The organism is Erwinia sp. MYb416 (assembly GCF_037479575.1).
Classification (GTDB): Bacteria; Pseudomonadota; Gammaproteobacteria; order Enterobacterales; family Enterobacteriaceae; genus Erwinia; species Erwinia rhapontici.
Genome location: NZ_JBBGYT010000439.1, coordinates 442,670 through 461,046, shown reverse-complemented (window position 1 = coordinate 461,046; position 18,377 = coordinate 442,670). Strand labels below are relative to the sequence as shown.

At 54.9% G+C, this 18,377-nt stretch carries 16 protein-coding genes; 11 read left to right on the top strand and 5 right to left on the bottom strand.

Annotation, left to right across the window (positions count from 1 at the left end):
- Positions 1-71: 71 nt before the first annotated feature.
- Together nfo and WH277_RS20910 are read right to left on the bottom strand one after the other, a co-directional pair.
- Positions 72-914, bottom strand: a complete 843-nt coding sequence (gene nfo, locus WH277_RS20915) for a deoxyribonuclease IV (protein ID WP_339506757.1) — start codon at positions 912-914, stop codon at positions 72-74.
- Between the two features lie 65 nt (positions 915-979).
- Positions 980-2,041, bottom strand: coding sequence for a YeiH family putative sulfate export transporter (locus WH277_RS20910; protein WP_339506756.1), 1,062 nt, complete (start codon positions 2,039-2,041; stop codon positions 980-982).
- Between the two features lie 139 nt (positions 2,042-2,180).
- Here WH277_RS20910 and yieE point away from each other — a divergent pair, with 139 nt between their 5' ends.
- The 4 genes from yieE (at position 2,181) to WH277_RS20890 (ending at position 6,724) form a co-directional block, all read left to right on the top strand.
- A complete protein-coding gene (yieE, locus tag WH277_RS20905) occupies positions 2,181-3,047 on the top strand; it encodes a DNA-binding transcriptional regulator YeiE (RefSeq protein ID WP_133841470.1) in 867 nt (288 codons plus the stop codon).
- 190 nt (positions 3,048-3,237) lie between these two features.
- Positions 3,238-4,704 carry an amino acid permease gene (locus tag WH277_RS20900; RefSeq protein ID WP_133841471.1) on the top strand — a complete coding sequence of 489 codons (1,467 nt, stop codon included), beginning with the start codon at positions 3,238-3,240 and terminating at the stop codon, positions 4,702-4,704.
- 152 nt (positions 4,705-4,856) lie between these two features.
- Positions 4,857-5,939 carry a FecCD family ABC transporter permease gene (locus WH277_RS20895; RefSeq protein WP_133841472.1) on the top strand — a complete coding sequence of 361 codons (1,083 nt, stop codon included), beginning with the start codon at positions 4,857-4,859 and terminating at the stop codon, positions 5,937-5,939.
- Complete coding sequence (locus tag WH277_RS20890) at positions 5,939-6,724, top strand: ABC transporter ATP-binding protein (RefSeq protein ID WP_166653681.1); 786 nt, start codon at positions 5,939-5,941, stop codon at positions 6,722-6,724. The genes WH277_RS20895 and WH277_RS20890 overlap by 1 nt, the downstream gene beginning before the upstream one ends.
- Positions 6,725-6,896: 172 nt before the next feature.
- Here WH277_RS20890 and fghA read toward each other — a convergent pair whose 3' ends face one another.
- From fghA to ptrR, 3 genes are all read right to left on the bottom strand, one after another.
- Positions 6,897-7,739: an S-formylglutathione hydrolase gene (gene fghA, locus WH277_RS20885; RefSeq protein ID WP_133841474.1), complete on the bottom strand. Its 843-nt coding sequence runs from the start codon at positions 7,737-7,739 to the stop codon at positions 6,897-6,899.
- 11 nt (positions 7,740-7,750) lie between these two features.
- Positions 7,751-8,878 carry an S-(hydroxymethyl)glutathione dehydrogenase/class III alcohol dehydrogenase gene (locus tag WH277_RS20880; protein WP_133841475.1) on the bottom strand — a complete coding sequence of 376 codons (1,128 nt, stop codon included), beginning with the start codon at positions 8,876-8,878 and terminating at the stop codon, positions 7,751-7,753.
- A 65-nt stretch (positions 8,879-8,943) separates the two neighbouring features.
- Complete coding sequence (gene ptrR / locus WH277_RS20875; RefSeq protein WP_133841476.1) at positions 8,944-9,822, bottom strand: putrescine utilization regulator PtrR; 879 nt, start codon at positions 9,820-9,822, stop codon at positions 8,944-8,946.
- Between the two features lie 102 nt (positions 9,823-9,924).
- On the opposite strand from ptrR, the gene WH277_RS20870 reads away from it, so the two are divergent.
- The 7 genes from WH277_RS20870 (at position 9,925) to mglC (ending at position 18,288) form a co-directional block, all read left to right on the top strand.
- Positions 9,925-11,058 (top strand): YbfB/YjiJ family MFS transporter, encoded by a 1,134-nt coding sequence (locus WH277_RS20870; protein WP_133841477.1) that lies wholly within the window; start codon positions 9,925-9,927, stop codon positions 11,056-11,058.
- A gap of 233 nt (positions 11,059-11,291) precedes the next feature.
- Entirely contained in the window at positions 11,292-11,957 is a 666-nt protein-coding gene (gene folE / locus WH277_RS20865; RefSeq protein ID WP_133841478.1) for a GTP cyclohydrolase I FolE, read from the top strand.
- Positions 11,958-11,999: 42 nt separating this feature from the next.
- Complete coding sequence (gene yeiB, locus WH277_RS20860) at positions 12,000-13,169, top strand: DUF418 domain-containing protein YeiB (RefSeq protein ID WP_171149116.1); 1,170 nt, start codon at positions 12,000-12,002, stop codon at positions 13,167-13,169.
- A 135-nt stretch (positions 13,170-13,304) separates the two neighbouring features.
- Entirely contained in the window at positions 13,305-14,345 is a 1,041-nt protein-coding gene (galS, locus tag WH277_RS20855; RefSeq protein ID WP_133841480.1) for an HTH-type transcriptional regulator GalS, read from the top strand.
- A gap of 319 nt (positions 14,346-14,664) precedes the next feature.
- Positions 14,665-15,660: a galactose/glucose ABC transporter substrate-binding protein MglB gene (gene mglB / locus WH277_RS20850; RefSeq protein WP_133841481.1), complete on the top strand. Its 996-nt coding sequence runs from the start codon at positions 14,665-14,667 to the stop codon at positions 15,658-15,660.
- 77 nt (positions 15,661-15,737) lie between these two features.
- Positions 15,738-17,258: a galactose/methyl galactoside ABC transporter ATP-binding protein MglA gene (gene mglA / locus WH277_RS20845; RefSeq protein ID WP_133841482.1), complete on the top strand. Its 1,521-nt coding sequence runs from the start codon at positions 15,738-15,740 to the stop codon at positions 17,256-17,258.
- 19 nt (positions 17,259-17,277) lie between these two features.
- Positions 17,278-18,288 (top strand): galactose/methyl galactoside ABC transporter permease MglC, encoded by a 1,011-nt coding sequence (gene mglC, locus WH277_RS20840; protein ID WP_133841483.1) that lies wholly within the window; start codon positions 17,278-17,280, stop codon positions 18,286-18,288.
- Positions 18,289-18,377: the final 89 nt, after the last annotated feature.

Below are 18,377 nucleotides of genomic sequence, written 5' to 3'. Positions count from 1 at the left end.
TCTTATCCCCGTAGGGGCGAGGCACGCCTCGCCCGTTTCACAGGGTCAGGCATGCCTGACCCCTACGGGTTTTATTTCTGATCTGACTTCAACCACGCAATTTCATCTTTCCAGATATCCGGATTGACCGTTTCAAGAATCATCGGGATCCCATCAAAGCGTTTATCCTTCATCAACCAGCTAAATACCGTCTTACCGATATTCCCCTCACCCAGGCTGTGGTGACGATCGACACGGCTGTTAAACTCGCTTTTCGCATCATTGAGGTGCATACCGCGCAGATACTGAAAGCCCACGATGCGTTCGAAATCGGCAAACGTCTTCACGCACTCTTCTTCACTGCGCAGGTCGTAACCCCCGGCAAAGGCATGGCAGGTATCAATGCAGACACCGACGCGGGATTTATCTTCCACGCCATCAATGATCGCCGCCAGATGTTCAAAGCGGAACCCCAGGTTACTGCCCTGACCGGCGGTATTCTCGATCACCGCCGTCACGCCTTCCGTTTTATCCAGCACGATGTTGATCGACTCAGCAATGCGCTGAAGGCAGTCGTCTTCGCTGATTTGATGCAGGTGGCTACCGGGGTGGAAATTCAACAACGTCAGCCCCAATTGCTGGCAGCGTGTCACTTCATCGAGGAAAGCTTCGCGTGATTTTTCCAGGGCCTCCTCTACCGGGTGGCCGAGGTTGATCAGATAGCTGTCGTGGGGCAGGATTTGCCCGGGAGTGTAGTGATACTTTTCACAGGCAGTGCGAAAGGCCGAAATCACTTCATCAGTCAGCGGAGCCGCGCGCCACTGACGCTGATTTTTCGTAAAGAGCGCGAAAGCAGTGGCTTCCAGTTCGTATGCGCGTTCAACCGCTTTATCCACACCGCCAGCTGCGCTGACGTGGGCACCGATATATTTCATGCCGTTCTCCTGTTAATGGCCTGCCTAATGGCAGTCAGGGCATCATAACCGGAAAAGTGCGGAAACTATGCCATCAAATGTTGAACCAACAGGTTGATAGCACCACCGCCCACTATCAGCCAGATAAACAGCGTCAGGCCCAGAAGAATCGGGCGCATCCCGGCGCGCTTCAGTTGGCTGACCTGCGTCGTGACGCCGAGCGCTGCCATGGCCATCGCCAGAAAGACATTATCCAGCTGGTTAATGGCGTTGACGACGGACTGTGGGAACAGATGCAGAGAGTTAAACAGCGCGACAACAATAAACAGCAGAGCGAACCATGGGAAAGAGAGTGCGCTTTTGCTCTGGGTTTCAGTGGCTGGCCGCATGCGCTTCATCTGCCAGTTGAGGATCACCAGGAAGGGGGCCAGCATCATCACGCGCAGCATTTTACTGATCACCGCCGCGTTCTCTGTTTCCGGGGCGATAGCATGTCCTGCCGCGACCACTTGCGCGACTTCATGCATCGTAGAGCCCGTGTAAATACCATAGCTTTCAGGTGTCACCGACGGAAACATCTGTAAGACATGCGGATATAACAGCGGATAAAGGAAAATCGCGATAGTGCCAAAGATCACAACCGTAGCCACGGCCACCGCGACTTTTGAGGCTTCGGCTTTCAGCACGGGTTCTGTTGCCAGCACGGCCGCGGCACCACAGATACTGCTGCCGGCGCCAATCAACCAGGCCGTGTCGCGATCCAGCCCGAAGACTTTACTCCCCAGCCAGCAGGCAATAAAGAACGTGGAGCTCAGGGTCATGATATCGATGATCACGCCACTGATGCCGACGTTGGCTATTTGCTGGAAGGTTAACCGAAAGCCATAGAGAATAATGCCCAGCCGTAGCAGCTTCTGCTTTGCCAGCAGAATACCGCTATCGCAAGACGGATAAATAAGGGGATACAGCGTATTGCCAGCGACGATGCCAAATACAATCGCCAGGGTCAGTGCGCCCAGCCCCAGTCCGGCAACCCAGGGGATATTGCCCGCCCAGATAGCCAGCGCGGCAATCCCGCCTGCCAGCGCGAGGCCTGGAATAAAGTGCTGTATCGAGTGATGATGATTTTTGAGAGCGATGTCAGCCAAAATATCTTCCTCCATAAGATGATGGCGATATGATGATGGCAACTTACTTAAAAGAGAAATTGATTATATACTTATAATCAACCACTCTAAGTGTTAAGCAGTCTACTTGTAAGCCACTTTTTTTGTGAAAGGAATGACGATGCATATCACCCTGCGCCAACTGGAAGTCTTCACCGAAGTCCTGAAAAGCGGTTCAACCACTCAGGCCTCTCAGGTGCTGGCACTTTCCCAGTCAGCGGTCAGTGCCGCATTGGCCGATCTTGAAGGCCAACTGAGTGTCCAGTTGTTTGACCGGGTCGGCAAACGCCTGGTCATTAACGAACATGGCCGCCTGTTATATCCACGTGCCGTTGGGCTGCTTGAGCAGGCGCAGGATATTGAGCAGCTATTCCGTGAAGACAACGGGGCGTTGCGCGTCTCGGCCAGCAGCACCATCGGCAACTATCTGTTACCCGGTATGATCGCCCACTACCGCCGCGATTTCCCGATGCTGCCTTTAGAGCTGAGTGTCGGTAACAGCCAGGATGTGATTACCGATGTGGCAGATTTTCGCGTGGATATAGGTCTGATTGAAGGGCCATGTCATATGGCCGAGTTGATCACGGAGCCCTGGCTGGAAGATGAGCTGGTGGTTTTTGCGGCCCCGAATGCCGATATTCTCAACCAGCCAGTGACGTTACAGAGCCTGGCCGCTGCGCCCTGGATCCTGCGCGAACATGGCTCCGGCACGCGTGAAATCGTCGACTATCTGCTGTTGTCACATCTGCCGCAGTTCGATCTGGCGCTGGAGCTGGGTAACTCTGAGGCGATTAAAAATGCGGTGCGTCACGGCATGGGGATCAGTTGCCTGTCGCGGAGGGTGATTGCCGAGCAACTGGAGATGGGGACGCTGGTCGAAGTGACCATTCCGTTGCCAAAACTCAAACGCACGCTGTACCGGATTCATCATCGGCAGAAACACCTCTCGAAGGCGCTGAACCGTTTTCTGAGCTATTGCACGGAATAAAACCCGGGTCGGGCATGCCCGACCCCTGCGAAATCATGCGCTCTGACAGGGGAGAGCACGCCTCTCCCGTGTTACGCTAATAATTTCCCGCCGATCATGAAGCTAACTTATAACGTGGCGTAATCGCTATACGACCCCCGCCAGGTTGCTATAATCGCGCCTTATTTTTTGCAAGGCGCAGCGTTAAAACATGGATCATGACACAACAACAACACAACCCACTGGATTAAGACGTGAACTGAAAGCACGTCACTTAACCATGATCGCCATTGGCGGTTCGATTGGCACAGGCTTATTTGTCGCCTCAGGTGCCACTATTTCTCAGGCGGGTCCAGGCGGGGCATTACTGTCCTATATGCTGATTGGCCTGATGGTTTACTTCCTGATGACCAGCCTCGGTGAGCTGGCGGCCTTTATGCCGGTTTCAGGCTCATTTTCTACCTACGGCGCCAAATACGTCGAAGAAGGCTTCGGTTTCGCGCTGGGCTGGAACTATTGGTACAACTGGGCGGTCACCATCGCCGTTGACCTCGTTGCTTCACAGCTGGTGATGACCTGGTGGTTCCCGGACACCCCGGGCTGGATCTGGAGCGCACTGTTCCTCTGCCTGATCTTCCTGCTGAACTACATCTCCGTAAAAGGCTTTGGTGAAGCGGAATACTGGTTCTCGCTGATCAAAGTGGTCACCGTCATCATCTTTATTATCGTGGGTGTAGCGATGATCGTGGGCATTCTGCGCGGCGGTGAAAGTGCAGGCTGGCATAACTGGCAGATTGGTGATGCGCCGTTTTCCGGTGGCTTTGCCGCGATGATTGGCGTGGCGATGATCGTTGGCTTCTCGTTCCAGGGCACCGAATTAATTGGTATTGCCGCCGGTGAGTCGGAAGACCCGGCGAAGAACATTCCGCGTGCCGTTCGTCAGGTATTCTGGCGCATCCTGCTGTTCTATGTGTTTGCGATTCTGGTGATCAGCCTGATTATCCCTTACACCGACCCGAGCCTGCTGCGTAACAATGTGACCGATATCAGCGTCAGCCCGTTCACGCTGGTATTCCAGCATGCCGGCCTGCTGTCGGCAGCGGCAGTCATGAATGCGGTGATCCTGACGGCGGTGCTGTCAGCGGGGAACTCCGGGATGTATGCCTCCACGCGTATGCTCTATACCCTGGCTTCAGAGGGTAAAGCACCGCGTATCTTCGCCAAACTGTCCAAAGGCGGTGTGCCGCGTAATGCGCTGTATGCCACAACAGTGGTGGCGGGGTTGTGCTTCCTGACCTCGATGTTTGGCAATCAGACGGTGTACCTGTGGCTGCTGAACACCTCCGGGATGACGGGCTTTATTGCCTGGCTGGGTATTGCTATCAGTCATTATCGTTTCCGTAAAGGGTATGTGGCTCAGGGCCGGGATCTGGCCGATCTGCCGTACCGTTCTGGTTTCTTCCCGCTGGGGCCGATCTTTGCGTTTGTGCTGTGTCTGATTATTACCCTGGGCCAGAACTATCAGGCGTTCCTGTCGGATACCATTGACTGGGGCGGCGTAGCGGCCACCTATATTGGCATCCCGCTGTTCCTGATTATCTGGTTTGGCTTCAAGCTGACGCGCAAAACGCGTTTTGTGAAGTACAGTGAGATGGAATTCCCTAAGTTCGAAAAGTAATGGCGATGGGATAACAGAAGAAGGCGCGGATCCCGCGCCTTTTTTTATCTGAATCATTTATGTCAATAAAACAGACTAAAAATATTACTGATTAGTATTCGCATTTGCTTTATTTTAAGCGGCATTAAATACATTTCTAGCAGGTATTGAGAATGAGTCTGACCCAGGAACCCGTGCAGCACGCGGGCAACATCCCGCCTGAAGGTGTCATGGGGCGTTACCACCAGCTGCTGCGCCACCGACTGTTAATTATGGCCGTACTGGTGCTGGCGATCGCCGCTTCGCTGGTGCTGGACTTCACGCTTGGCCCGTCCGGCCTGTCGTTACAGGTATTATGGCAAACGCTGCTGTCACCGGAGACGGTTGATGCCGGTACCCGGGTGATCGTCTGGGACATACGCCTGCCGTATGCGTTGATGGCTGTGGTGGTGGGCTTAGGACTGGGCCTTGCCGGGGCTGAGATGCAGACCATCCTGAATAACCCGCTGGCCAGCCCGTTTACCCTTGGGGTGTCGTCTGCCGCCGCCTTTGGTGCTGCACTGGCCATTGTGCTGGGCATTGGTATCCCGGGCATCCCGGACCAGTGGTTTATCTCCGCCAATGCATTTGTCTTTGCGCTGCTGGCTGCACTGATGCTGGACGCGGTTACGCGCTGGACGCAGGTGTCCACCTCCGGTGTGGTGCTGTTTGGTATCGCGCTGGTGTTTACCTTCAATGCACTGGTCTCGATGATGCAGTTTATTGCCAGCGAAGATACTTTGCAGGGGCTGGTATTCTGGACGATGGGCAGCCTGGCGCGCGCCTCGTGGGAAAAGCTGGCGGTGCTCTGCGTGGCGCTGCTGATCCTGGTGCCGTTCTCGATGTTAAGCGCGTGGAAACTGACGGCGCTGCGTCTGGGTGAAGATAGGGCCGTGAGTTTCGGTATTGATGTGCGCCGCCTGCGTCTGGTTACGCTGCTGCGCATCAGCGTGATCTCGGCACTGGCGGTGGCGTTTGTCGGCCCGATTGGCTTTATCGGCCTGGTAGCACCGCATATTGCCCGCATGATTTTTGGTGAGGATCACCGCTTCTATTTGCCCGCCAGTGCGCTGACGGGGGCACTGGTGCTGTCGATGGCATCGGTAGTATCGAAGAACCTGATCTCTGGCGTCATCATTCCTGTAGGGATTGTCACCTCACTGGTGGGCGTGCCGTTCTTCCTGAGTATTATTCTGCGCCATCGGGGGAGTGTCTGATGCAGGGGCTGAAAATTAGCGGTTTCCATGCCGGTTATCCAAAACGTCAGGTGATCAGCAATCTCAATGTTCCGCTGCTGCCACGTGGCAAAATTACCGTGCTGTTGGGGCCTAACGGCTGCGGCAAGTCAACGCTCCTGCGCTCGCTGGCCGGGCTGAACCGCGCCAAAGGTGAACTGTGGCTGAACGGTGAAGACCTGATGGCACTGCCGTTTGCCCGCCGTGCCTCACGCGTGGTGTATCTGCCGCAGTCGCTGCCGGCTGGGGTGCATCTGCATGTGCTGGAGTCGATTATTGTGGCGCAGCGAGCCAGCGGCGGGCGCAGTAATGCCAGCAGCGAAGCCGAAGTGATGGCGCTGCTGGAGCAACTGGGTATCGCGCATCTGGCGCTGAGTTATCTTGACCAGCTGTCCGGCGGTCAGAAACAGTTAGTCGGGCTGGCGCAGTCGCTAATCCGCCGCCCGGAGCTGTTGCTGCTGGACGAGCCGTTAAGTGCACTCGACCTCAATTACCAGTTCCACGTGATGGATTTAGTGCGGCGGGAAACCCGCCTGCGCAACATCGTGACCGTCGTGGTGGTGCATGATATTAATATCGCGCTGCGTCACAGCGAGCACGTATTGATGCTGCAAAACGGTGAGTTGATTGCCGATGGTTTACCGGAAGCGGTGATTACGCCGGAAAGTCTGGCACGGGTGTATGGTGTAAAAGGGCGCATTGAGCGCTGCTCGCAGGGTGTGCCGCAGGTGTTGATTGATGGTTTAGTGGCAGAGGCCATCAGCTAGCGCGGGCCTGCCGCAGAAGGGTCGGGCATGCCCGACCCCTACGTTCAGGGTGGCTACGGTGATATTGGGCAGGGTCGGGCCTGCCCGACCCCTACGTTCAGGAGGGGGGAGTGATCTTGGGTAGGGGCGAGGCATGCCTCGCCCTGGATAAGAGATGCCAACCGTGCGCGATTTACACCAGCAGATGCTGCGCATGGAAGCGCAGGTGATCTTCCACAAAGCTGGCGATAAAGAAGTAGCTATGGTCGTAACCGGGCTGTTCCCGCACGGTTAACGGATAGTTCAGCTCCAGCGCGATGGCCTCCAGCCGTTGCGGCCTCAGCTGATCGGCGAGGAACTGATCGTTATCGCCCTGATCGACCAGCATCGGCAGCACGGCACCACCGTTACGCATCAGCCAGCAGCTGTCGTACTGCTTCCACGTGTTGATATCATCCCCCAGATAGGTGCGGAAGGCCTTCTGCCCCCATGCCACTTCCAGCGGGTTCACAATCGGTGCGAACGCCGACGCCGAACTGAATTTACCCGGGTTACGCAGTGCAATCATCAGTGCACCGTGGCCGCCCATCGAATGCCCCATAATCGCCTGACGATCGCTGACATTGAAATTACCGGCAATCAATGCAGGTAATTCAGTGTTGATGTAATCGTACATGTGAAAATGGTCTGCCCAGGGCGCTTCGGTGGCATTGAGGTAGAAACCGGCACCCTGACCGAGGTCGTAACCGTCGTCGTTGGCAACGCCTTCGCCGCGCGGGCTGGTATCCGGCATCACCAGCACCAGGCCCAGTTCGGCCGCCACGCGCTGCGCACCGGATTTCACGCTAAAGTTCTCGTCGCTACAGGTCAGTCCCGCCAGAAAGTAGACCACGGGTGGCGGTGAACTGCTTTTCGGTCCCGGTAAAAAGACGCTGAAGGTCATCGCGCAGTTCAGCGTCTCAGACTGATGCTGGTAGCGCTGCTGCCAGCCGCCAAACAGGCGATGTTCTTCCAGAAGTTCCAGAGTCGATGGCATCCTTTCCTCTCTTATTTTTTGGCGAAATGCACCACAGAACGAATCGATTTCCCTTCGTGCATCAGGTCGAATGCGTCGTTGATCTCTTCCAGCGGCATGGTGTGGGTAATAAAGTCATTCAGCTGGAAGTCACCCGCCATATAACGATCCACGATGCCCGGCAGCTGCGAGCGGCCTTTTACGCCACCGAAGGCAGAACCGCGCCAAACGCGCCCGGTCACCAGCTGGAAGGGACGGGTAGAAATCTCTTCACCGGCACCGGCTACACCGATGATCACGGACTCGCCCCAGCCTTTATGACAACACTCAAGAGCTGAACGCATCACGTTGACGTTACCAATACACTCGAAGGAGTAGTCAACCCCGCCGTCGGTCATTTCAACGATCACATCCTGAATCGGCTTGTCGAAATCTTTCGGGTTGATCAGATCGGTCGCGCCCAGTTTGCGTGCCAGATCGTATTTGCTGGTATTGATATCAATCCCGATGATGCGTCCGGCCTTCGCCATTTTCGCGCCAATAATCGCCGACAGGCCAATGCCGCCGAGGCCGAAAATCGCCACGGTATCGCCTTCTTTCACTTTCGCGGTATTGGTCACGGCACCCATGCCGGTGGTGACGCCGCAGCCCAGCAGGCACACTTCTTCCAGCGGCGCTTCTTTACTGATTTTCGCCAGGGAGATTTCCGGAATCACGGTGTATTCAGAGAACGTTGAGGTGCCCATATAATGGAAAATCGGCTGACCGTCTTTGAAGAAGCGAGTGGTGCCGTCTGGCATCAGGCCTTTGCCCTGGGTGGAGCGGATCGCCTGACACAGGTTGGTTTTACCGGACAGACAGAATTTACATTTGCCACACTCCGGGGTGTACAGCGGGATCACATGGTCGCCCACGGCCACGCTGGTAACGCCTTCACCCACGGCTTCCACCACGCCGCCGCCCTCATGGCCCAGCACCGCCGGGAACACACCCTCCGGATCTTTACCGGACAGCGTGTAAGCATCGGTGTGGCAGACGCCAGTGGCAACGATACGGACCAGCACTTCGCCTTTTTGCGGTGGCATCAGATCCAGTTCTTCAATTTTCAGTGGTTCACCGGCGGCCCATGCTACGGCGGCACGCGTTTTAATCATCTGCATATGTTGCTCCTGTCTTTCTTTCAAAGGGGTGTAATAAGCGTAACCAGAGTTGAAGGAAACAGCGGTTAATCGCTGGACTTCTCATCAAATTGTTCAATAATCAGATACTTCAGCGCCTCAACGTTGGGCGTGAAGGCATCACGGCGCCACACCAGTCGGGTCTCGGTTTCGCGCATTTCAGGTGGCAGCGGGTGCTGGCGCACGCGTTCGTGGCCCGGCATCTGCGCCAGCACGGCGGCAGGCAGCAATGCCAGCCCGCCGCCGCTGGCAACGCAGGCCAGCATCGCGTGATACGACTGAATCTCCATCACATTGCCTGGCTGGACGCCAGCATCGCGGAACCAGTTCTCTAAGCGAATGCGATAGGAGCAGCCCGGACGAAAGGCAAACAGCGTGCTGCCTGCGGCATCGGCGGGCGTTATGATCCCGGCATGATCCAGACTGGAAATCAGCACCATCTGCTCGGGAAATGCCACACAGCTGTTGAGTTCATCCGCATTGACCGGGCCATCCGCCAGCGCGGCGGCCAGAGTGCCAACGCGCACTTTTTCGATAATCTCAGAAGAGGTACCGGTACTCAGCGCCAGGTTTACGGCGGGATAACGCTGATGAAACTCTGCCAGCAGTGAGGGCAGCCGCGTCGCGGCCGTGCTCTCCATCGATCCGAGGGCAAAATTGCCCGCCGGTTTGCCACCGTGAGCCATGTTCAGCGCCTCTTCGCTCAGCGCAAGGATACGCTGAGCATAACAGAGGAAGTTATGGCCCATCGGCGACAGGCGCAGGCGCTGCTTCTCGCGGATAAACAGGTCGGTGCCCAGCTCTTCTTCCAGCTGGCGCAGGCGCGTAGTGAGGTTTGACGGCACCCGATGTAACTGCTCCGCTGCCCGCACGACGGAACCGCTGTCAGCCACCGCGCAGAACATTTTAAGTTGGGTCAGGTCCATTCGTTCTCTTATCGTCAGCAACTTAGTTAGTATTATTCACTTTTCGTGATTTTAACCATCACTCATGCTGATGGCAACTGAAAATCGGCTCGGGAGTCAAAAATGGCAGTACGTGTTGCGCTATGTGCTTTTCTGACGTTGGTGGTGGCGATGGGGATAGGGCGCTTTGCCTTTACCCCACAGGTGCCTTTAATGATAGGCGAAAATCAGCTATCGCTGACGAGTGCGGCGGTGGTGGCGGCGCTGAACTATCTGGGGTATCTGTGCGGTTCGTTTGATGCCATGCGTGCTACGCGGCGCGTGGAATGGCGCTTACAGGCGGGGGTCTGGGGAGCCGTCGTGCTGACGCTGATTTCCGCCCTGGTTTCCGGCCCGTGGCAGCACGGCGTGGTGCGCTTCCTGATTGGCTGGGCCAGCGGCTGGGCCATGGTGCTGATTGCAGCCTGGAGCAATGAGCAGTTGCACCGTTATCAGCGTCCGGGGCTGAGTGCCGCCGTGTTCGCCGGGCCGGGAACCGGGATTTTGATCAGCGGACTGCTGGCGGTGTGGCTGCACAGCCAGCAGGTCAGCGCGGCCTGGGCCTGGGGCGCTTATGGCGTGCTGGCGCTGGCCCTGGTGGCGCTGATTGCCCGCACCTTACCGCGTACCGGTCAGTTGCATCGCCCGGAAACCGCCCCGGAGCCGCTGCGCCTGACACCTGGGCTGAAGCGGCTGGTATGGAGCTACAGTCTGGCCGGATTTGGCTATATTCTGCCCGCAACCTTTCTGTCACAGATGGCGACCACACGTTTTCCCGGCCTGATCAGCCAGTTTGTCTGGCCGGTGTTTGGTGGGGCTGCCGTGGTGGGGATCGCTATCGGTATTCTGACCCGTCACCTGGGTGACAGTAACCGTCGCCTGGCGCTGGTGCTGTGGGTGCAGGCGCTGGGGGTTTTTGCAGCGGATCTGATCCCCGGATTGGGCGGATTGGCGCTGGGATCGGCGCTGATTGGTGGCGGCTTTCTTTGTGTAGTACAGCTTTCTCTGCAATATGCCCGTGAACTGGCCCCGCTGCACACGCGCTATCTCGCCGGATTACTGACCACCGGTTACGCAGTCGGGCAACTGGTGGGGCCGATGTTATCGGCCATCTCTACGGCGCTGACGCACCGTCTTGAACCCGCGTTGTATGTGGCCGGGGCGGCGCTGCTGGTGGCGGGAGTGCTGGTGTGGCATCGCGAGGCGGCAGCTGAATGAAACTGTTTCATCGACAATTAAATTGATTCACTGGATCAGACTCCAAATGTGTTCCAAAATAGCGCCTCAGAAATCCTCTTCATCTTTCACGCTGCAGGTGCGTTGTCTGCCCTTACTCACCCCGGTCACTTACTTGTTGTAAGCTCCCGGGGATGCGTTCGGTTGCTGCCTTCCTGCATCATGAAATCTATTGAGGATTGGATTTTGTCAGACCTGCTGGAGAAAAGAGACAAATGGCGACGTTAAGTCAGGAAGCCACACTGGTTCATGAGGCGCTGGTTGCCCGCGGCCTGGAAACCCCGCTGCGTTCACCTGTGCGTGAAATGGATGACGATACGCGTAAGCAGCTGATCGCCGGTCATATGACCGAAATTATGCAGTTGCTCAATCTTGATCTGGAAGATGACAGCCTGGCTGAAACACCGCAGCGTATTGCCAAAATGTACGTTAATGAAGTGTTCTCCGGCCTGGACTATGCCAACTTCCCGAAAATCACCGTTATCGAAAACAAGATGAAAGTGGATGAAATGGTGACCGTGCGTGATATTACGCTGACCAGCACCTGTGAACATCACTTTGTGATTATCGATGGTCAGGCGACCGTGGCCTATATCCCGAAAGAGAAGGTGATTGGTCTGTCGAAAATCAACCGTATCGTGCAGTTCTTCTCCTCGCGGCCGCAGGTGCAGGAACGGTTGACGCAGCAGATTCTGGTCGCACTGCAAACACTGCTGGGCACCAGCAACGTCGCGGTGTCCATTGATGCCGTGCACTATTGTGTGAAAGCGCGCGGTATTCGCGATGCCACCAGCGCCACCACAACGACCTCGTTGGGTGGGCTGTTCAAGTCCAGCCAGAACACGCGCCAGGAGTTCCTGCGCTCGGTACGCCATCGCTAATGTTCAGGGCCAGGCATGCCTGGCCCCTACAGGATTGCCTCCATGTCCCGTATTCTTCCTCTCGATTTTATTCGTGGACTGGCCATTCTTGGCATTCTTCTGCTGAATATCACCGCCTTTGGTTTGCCGAAGGCGGCTTATCTGAATCCAGCCTGGCAAGGATTGCCATCGACCCGCGATTTTCTGGTATGGGCTGCGATGGATCTGTTTGCCCAGGCAAAATTCCTCACGCTATTTGCCATCCTGTTCGGTGCCGGGCTGCAACTGCTGTTGCCGCGCGGTAAGCGCTGGATACAGTCACGCCTCTCCTGGCTGGTGATCTTCGGTTTCCTGCACGCCTTACTGCTATGGGAGGGCGATATCCTGCTGGCTTACGGGCTGACCGGGCTGGTGACCTGGCGCATGATCCGCGATGTGCCCGGTACAAAGCAGCTGTTCAATACCGGGTTAATGCTTTACCTGATTGGCAGTGCGGTGCTGGTGGTGCTCGGCATGGCATCCGGGCCAAATCCGAACAGTTCATGGCTGGCAGGCGCGGCCGACGTGCAGTATGAAACCTTCTGGCGCACGCAGGGTGGCTGGGAGGCGATGGTCAATCGCCTGGATATGCTGGGGTCGGCGCTGATGGCGCTGGCGGCGCAGTATGGCTGGCAGCTGGCGGGCCTGATGATGGTGGGTGCCGCATTGATGCGCAGCGGCTGGCTGCGCGGCACCTGGAGCCTGAAACATTATCGCCGTACGGGCGCGATGCTGGTGCTGGCCGGCATGCTGATTGAAGCACTGTCGATTGCGTTACAATGGCACGTCAAATGGGAGTTTCGCTGGGCGGGCTTCTTCCTGCAGGTGCCGCGTGAAATCAGTGCCCCCTTGCAGTCGCTGGGCTACGCCGCGCTGTGCTTTGGCTGGTGGCCGCAGCTCCAACGTTTTCGCCTGACGCTGATGGTGAGTGCGGTGGGCAGAATGGCACTCTCCAATTATCTGTTACAGACGCTGATTTGTACCACGCTGTTTAACCACTTTGCATTGTTCAATCACTTCGATCGCCTGCAATTGCTGCTGATTGTTCCGCTGGTCTGGGTCGTTAACCTGTTGTTTTCCCACTTTTGGCTGCGGATATTCCGTCAGGGCCCCGTCGAGTGGTTATGGCGCCAGCTGACCGGGGTGGGGGTAGAGAAAAAACCGTTGGAAGATGATGTTCATCACAAAGGTTAAAAAATTGTATGTAACCGTTTTCAAGCCTGTGACGGATTTCACGTAGCCCGGGTCTTTCACCTGACAGAATAGACGTCAGAATGCGTCTGGGTCAGGAAGAACTATGCAAATAACAGGCTTCAGTGGTAATCGCTCATGATTACCATACGTGATGTTGCCCGCGAGGCGGGCGTTTCGGTCGCTACGGTCTCCCGGGTGCTGAATAACAGTGCGGCGGTGACCGGAGACACCCGCGAGGTGGTGCTGAAAACGGTTGCACGCCTCGGTTATCGTCCCAATGCGAACGCCCAGGCGCTGGCCACGCAGGTCAGCGACACCATTGGTGTGGTGGTGATGGACGTGTCCGATCCCTTCTTTGGCGCGCTGGTGAAAGCGGTTGATACCGTGGCCCAGCGTCTGCACAAACATGTATTAATCAACAACTCCTATCATCAGGCGGATAAAGAGCGTCACGCGATTGAAGTATTGATTCGCCAGCGCTGTAACGCCTTGATCGTCCATGCGAAAGCCTTACCAGACGCCGAGCTTGCCTCTCTGATGCAGCAGGTGCCGGGTATGGTACTGGTTAACCGCATTGTGCCTGGTTTTGCCCATCGCTGTGTTTGCCTCGACAACGTCAGCGGGGCGCTGATGGCGATGCGTATGTTGCAACAGCACGGTCACCAGCGCATTGGCTACTTAGGTTCCGTACATCCGATTGAAGACAACGATCAGCGCCGTGAGGGCTGGTCTCAGGCGCTGAGCGAGCAGGGCGTGACGCCCGTTGAAAGCTGGTGTGCCAGCGGTGAGCCTGATTTACAGGGCGGTGAGGCGGCGATGGTGGAGCTGCTGGGGCGTAACCTGCAGCTGACGGCAGTGTTTGCCTACAACGACAGTATGGCTGCCGGGGCGCTGGCCGCCCTGAAAGATAATGGTATTGCGGTGCCGCAGCAGCTTTCTGTCGTTGGGTTTGATGATATTCCCATTTCGCGTTACACCGACCCGCAGCTCAGTACCGTGCGCTACCCGATTGTTTCTATGGCAAAACTGGCCACTGAGCTGGCGCTCAAAGGCGCCGCCGGGGAGCTGGACAGCAGCGCCCAGCACTGCTTTATGCCGACCCTGGTGCGACGCCATTCAGTGGCAACACGACAAAATGTGGCGGCCGTCACTAACTCAGGCGAATCTACGATGTAACCGTTTCCAATCTGTGAGTAAATTCACAGTTAATTAACAAGGCCTTCTCTATGATGGCAGCGTCCTGCAGGGTTTGAAACATTATGTAACGGCAGAACGTCCCATTGTGACGCTCATTTGCCCTCCCTGCGAAACAGTTTCACACACAGCATTCAGGAAGCATTCCGTACAGGGAAGTCGGGTTTGATGTTAGCAATATGTCGGTGCCGCAGATCGTAGATGTAACATTTCGCGCCGCCGCCAACAAACTGATCGCCCCGTGCCTCATCATTGACTGGCACGTGGCGTTGAGTACTACCCTACAAAAACCGGAGATACCATGAATAAGAAGGTTTTCACTCTCAGCGCCCTGGTGGCCACCATGCTGTTTGGCGCAACTGCTCAGGCAGCAGATACCCGTATTGGCGTCACCATTTATAAATACGACGACAACTTTATGTCCGTCGTGCGCAAGGATATTGAGAAAGAAGCCAAGCTCAACCCGGGCGTGCAGCTGCTGATGAATGACTCGCAGAACAGCCAGTCTACTCAGAACGATCAGGTTGACGTACTGGTTGCTAAGGGCGTAAAAGCGCTGGCCATTAACCTGGTTGACCCGGCTGCTGCTGCCGTTGTGATCAGCAAAGCAAAAGCTAACGATATCCCGGTTGTGTTCTTCAATAAAGAACCGACCGCGAAAGCACTGGCCAGCTATGACAAAGCTTACTACGTCGGTACTGACTCTAAAGAGTCTGGCGTGAAGCAGGGTGAGCTGATTGAGAAACACTGGAAAGCGAATGCCAACTGGGATCTGAACAAAGATGGTCAGATTCAGTTCGTGCTGTTAAAAGGCGAGCCAGGTCACCCGGATGCGGAAGCCCGTACCAAATACGTGATCGATACGCTGAACAAAGATGGCGTGAAAACGCAGCAGCTGCATCTGGACACCGCGATGTGGGATACCGCACAGGCGAAAGATAAGATGGATGCGTGGTTGTCTGGCCCGAACGGCAACAAAATTGAAGTGGTTATCGCCAATAACGATGCGATGGCAATGGGTGCAGTAGAAGCACTGAAAGCACACAACAAGTCCTCTGTACCGGTCTTTGGTGTGGATGCGCTGCCAGAAGCTCTGGCGATGGTGAAATCTGGCGCAATGGCCGGCACCGTGCTGAATGATGCGAAAAACCAGGCGAAAGCGACCATTGATATGGCGATTAACCTGGCGGCGGGTAAACCTGCCACCGAAGGTACTGATTACAAACTGGATGGCAAAGTGGTTCGTGTTGCCTATGTCCCGGTCGACAAAGACAACCTGGCCGACCTGCCTAAATAAGTACAATCTGATACGGATGCTGGTTCCAGCATCCGTTTTTCAGGCGTTGAATAAAAAACCTTCAGCCGGGTAGAAATATGGGCAGCGATAACGTGCAAACACAGCGCGAGTTTTTACTGGAGATGACTGACGTCAGTAAGTCATTCCCCGGTGTTAAAGCGCTCGATAATGTTAATTTAAAAGTCCGTCCACATTCGATTCACGCCTTGATGGGGGAGAATGGTGCCGGTAAGTCAACACTCTTAAAATGCCTTTTTGGTATTTACAGTAAAGATACGGGGAGCATTCTTTTTCAGGGCGAGGAAATTAATTACAAAAGCTCCAAAGAGGCGCTGGAAAATGGCGTGTCGATGGTGCATCAGGAATTAAACCTGGTTCTGCAACGTACGGTTATGGATAACATGTGGCTGGGTCGTTATCCAAAAAAAGGCTTTTTCGTCGATCAGGATAAAATGTATCGCGATACCAAAGCGATTTTCGACGAGCTGGATATTGATATTGACCCGCGTGACAAAGTGGTTTCACTGTCTGTTTCTCAAATGCAGATGATTGAGATTGCGAAAGCATTTTCCTATAACGCAAAAATCGTCATTATGGATGAGCCCACCTCATCGTTGACGGAAAAAGAAGTTAATCACCTGTTTACGATTATTCGTAAGCTGAAAGATCGTGGCTGCGGCATTATCTATATCTCTCACAAGATGGAAGAGATCTTTCAGCTGTGTGATGAAATTACCATCCTGCGCGACGGACAGTGGATTGCTACTCAGCCGCTGGAAGGGCTGGATATGGATAAGATTATTGCCATGATGGTTGGGCGGTCGCTGAATCAGCGCTTCCCGGATAAGACCAACGTGCCGGGTGAAACCATCCTGGAAGTGCGTAATCTGACCTCACTGCGTCAGCCGTCGATTCGCGACATCTCCTTTGATTTGCGCAAAGGGGAGATCCTCGGGATTGCCGGTCTGGTCGGCGCGAAACGTACTGACATTGTTGAAACACTGTTTGGTATTCGCGAAAAATCAGGCGGTACGATTAAGCTGCATGGTAAGGCCATTAATAACAACAGCGCCAATGAAGCCATTAATCATGGTTTTGCTTTGGTGACTGAAGAACGTCGTTCTACCGGGATTTACGCTTACCTTGATATTGGTTTTAATTCACTGATTTCAAATATCGGTAAATATAAAAACAGTATTGGTTTGCTGGATAACACCCGAATGAAGAGTGATACCCAATGGGTGATTGACTCTATGCGGGTGAAAACGCCCGGACATCATACCTCGATTGGTTCATTGTCCGGTGGTAACCAGCAGAAGGTGATTATTGGTCGTTGGTTATTAACGCAACCAGAAATACTGATGCTCGATGAACCCACACGTGGTATTGACGTTGGGGCGAAATTCGAAATCTATCAGCTGATTTCTGAACTGGCGAAAAAAGGAAAGGGGATTATTATCATCTCTTCCGAAATGCCAGAGTTGTTGGGCGTTACCGATCGTATTCTGGTAATGAGTAATGGCCTGGCCGCAGGCATTGTCGAAACGAAGACTACCACGCAAAACGAAATATTGCGTTTGGCATCGTTGCACCTTTAATGATGTAAGGGCTGTTACTATGAAAGCAGTGAATAAGAAAAGTTTGCTCACCTGGCTGAAAGAAGGTGGGATTTATGTGGTGCTGCTGGTATTACTGGCCATCATTATTATCCAGGATCCAACGTTCTTAAGTTTAATGAACCTGAGTAATATCCTGACCCAGTCTTCGGTGCGTGTGATTATCGCACTGGGTGTGGCGGGTCTGATTGTTACCCAGGGGACCGACCTGTCAGCAGGACGTCAGGTGGGTCTGGCTGCGGTTGTGGCCGCAACGCTGTTACAGGCAATGGATAACGCCAATAAGGTGTTCCCGCATCTGGAAACCCTGCCGATTGCTGTTGTTATCGGGATTGTCTGTGCGATTGGCGCCGTAATTGGTCTGATTAATGGTCTGATCATTGCTTACCTGAAAGTGACGCCATTTATCACCACGCTGGGCACCATGATTATTGTTTACGGTGTTAACTCACTGTATTACGACTTCGTTGGGGCATCTCCGGTCGCGGGCTTTGACGAGAAATTCTCTACCTTTGCTCAGGGATTCCTGCGTTTCGGTGATTTCAAACTGTCATACATTACCTTCTACGCGATTATCGCCATCTTTGTGGTGTGGATCCTGTGGAACAAAACCCGCTTCGGTAAAAACATTTTCGCCATCGGTGGTAACCCGGAAGCGGCACGCGTCTCTGGTGTTAACGTTCCCTTCAACCTGATTCTGGTCTATGCACTGTCCGGTGTGTTCTATGCCTTTGGCGGGATGCTGGAAGCGGGTCGTATCGGTTCTGCTACCAACAACCTCGGCTTTATGTATGAGCTGGATGCGATCGCTGCCTGTGTGGTCGGTGGGGTGTCATTTGCAGGGGGCGTGGGTACGGTTGCGGGTGTTGTGACCGGGGTGATTATCTTTACGGTGATCAACTACGGTCTGACCTATATCGGGGTTAACCCTTACTGGCAGTACATCATCAAGGGCGGCATTATTATCTTCGCCGTTGCGCTGGACTCCCTGAAGTACGCACGTAAGAAATAGCGGCGAGGCGAGCTCGACGGGTTTCGGGACGGGCATGCCCGTCCCCTACGATAAGCGCTCACTCGACGATACGTAGAGGCGAGGCACGC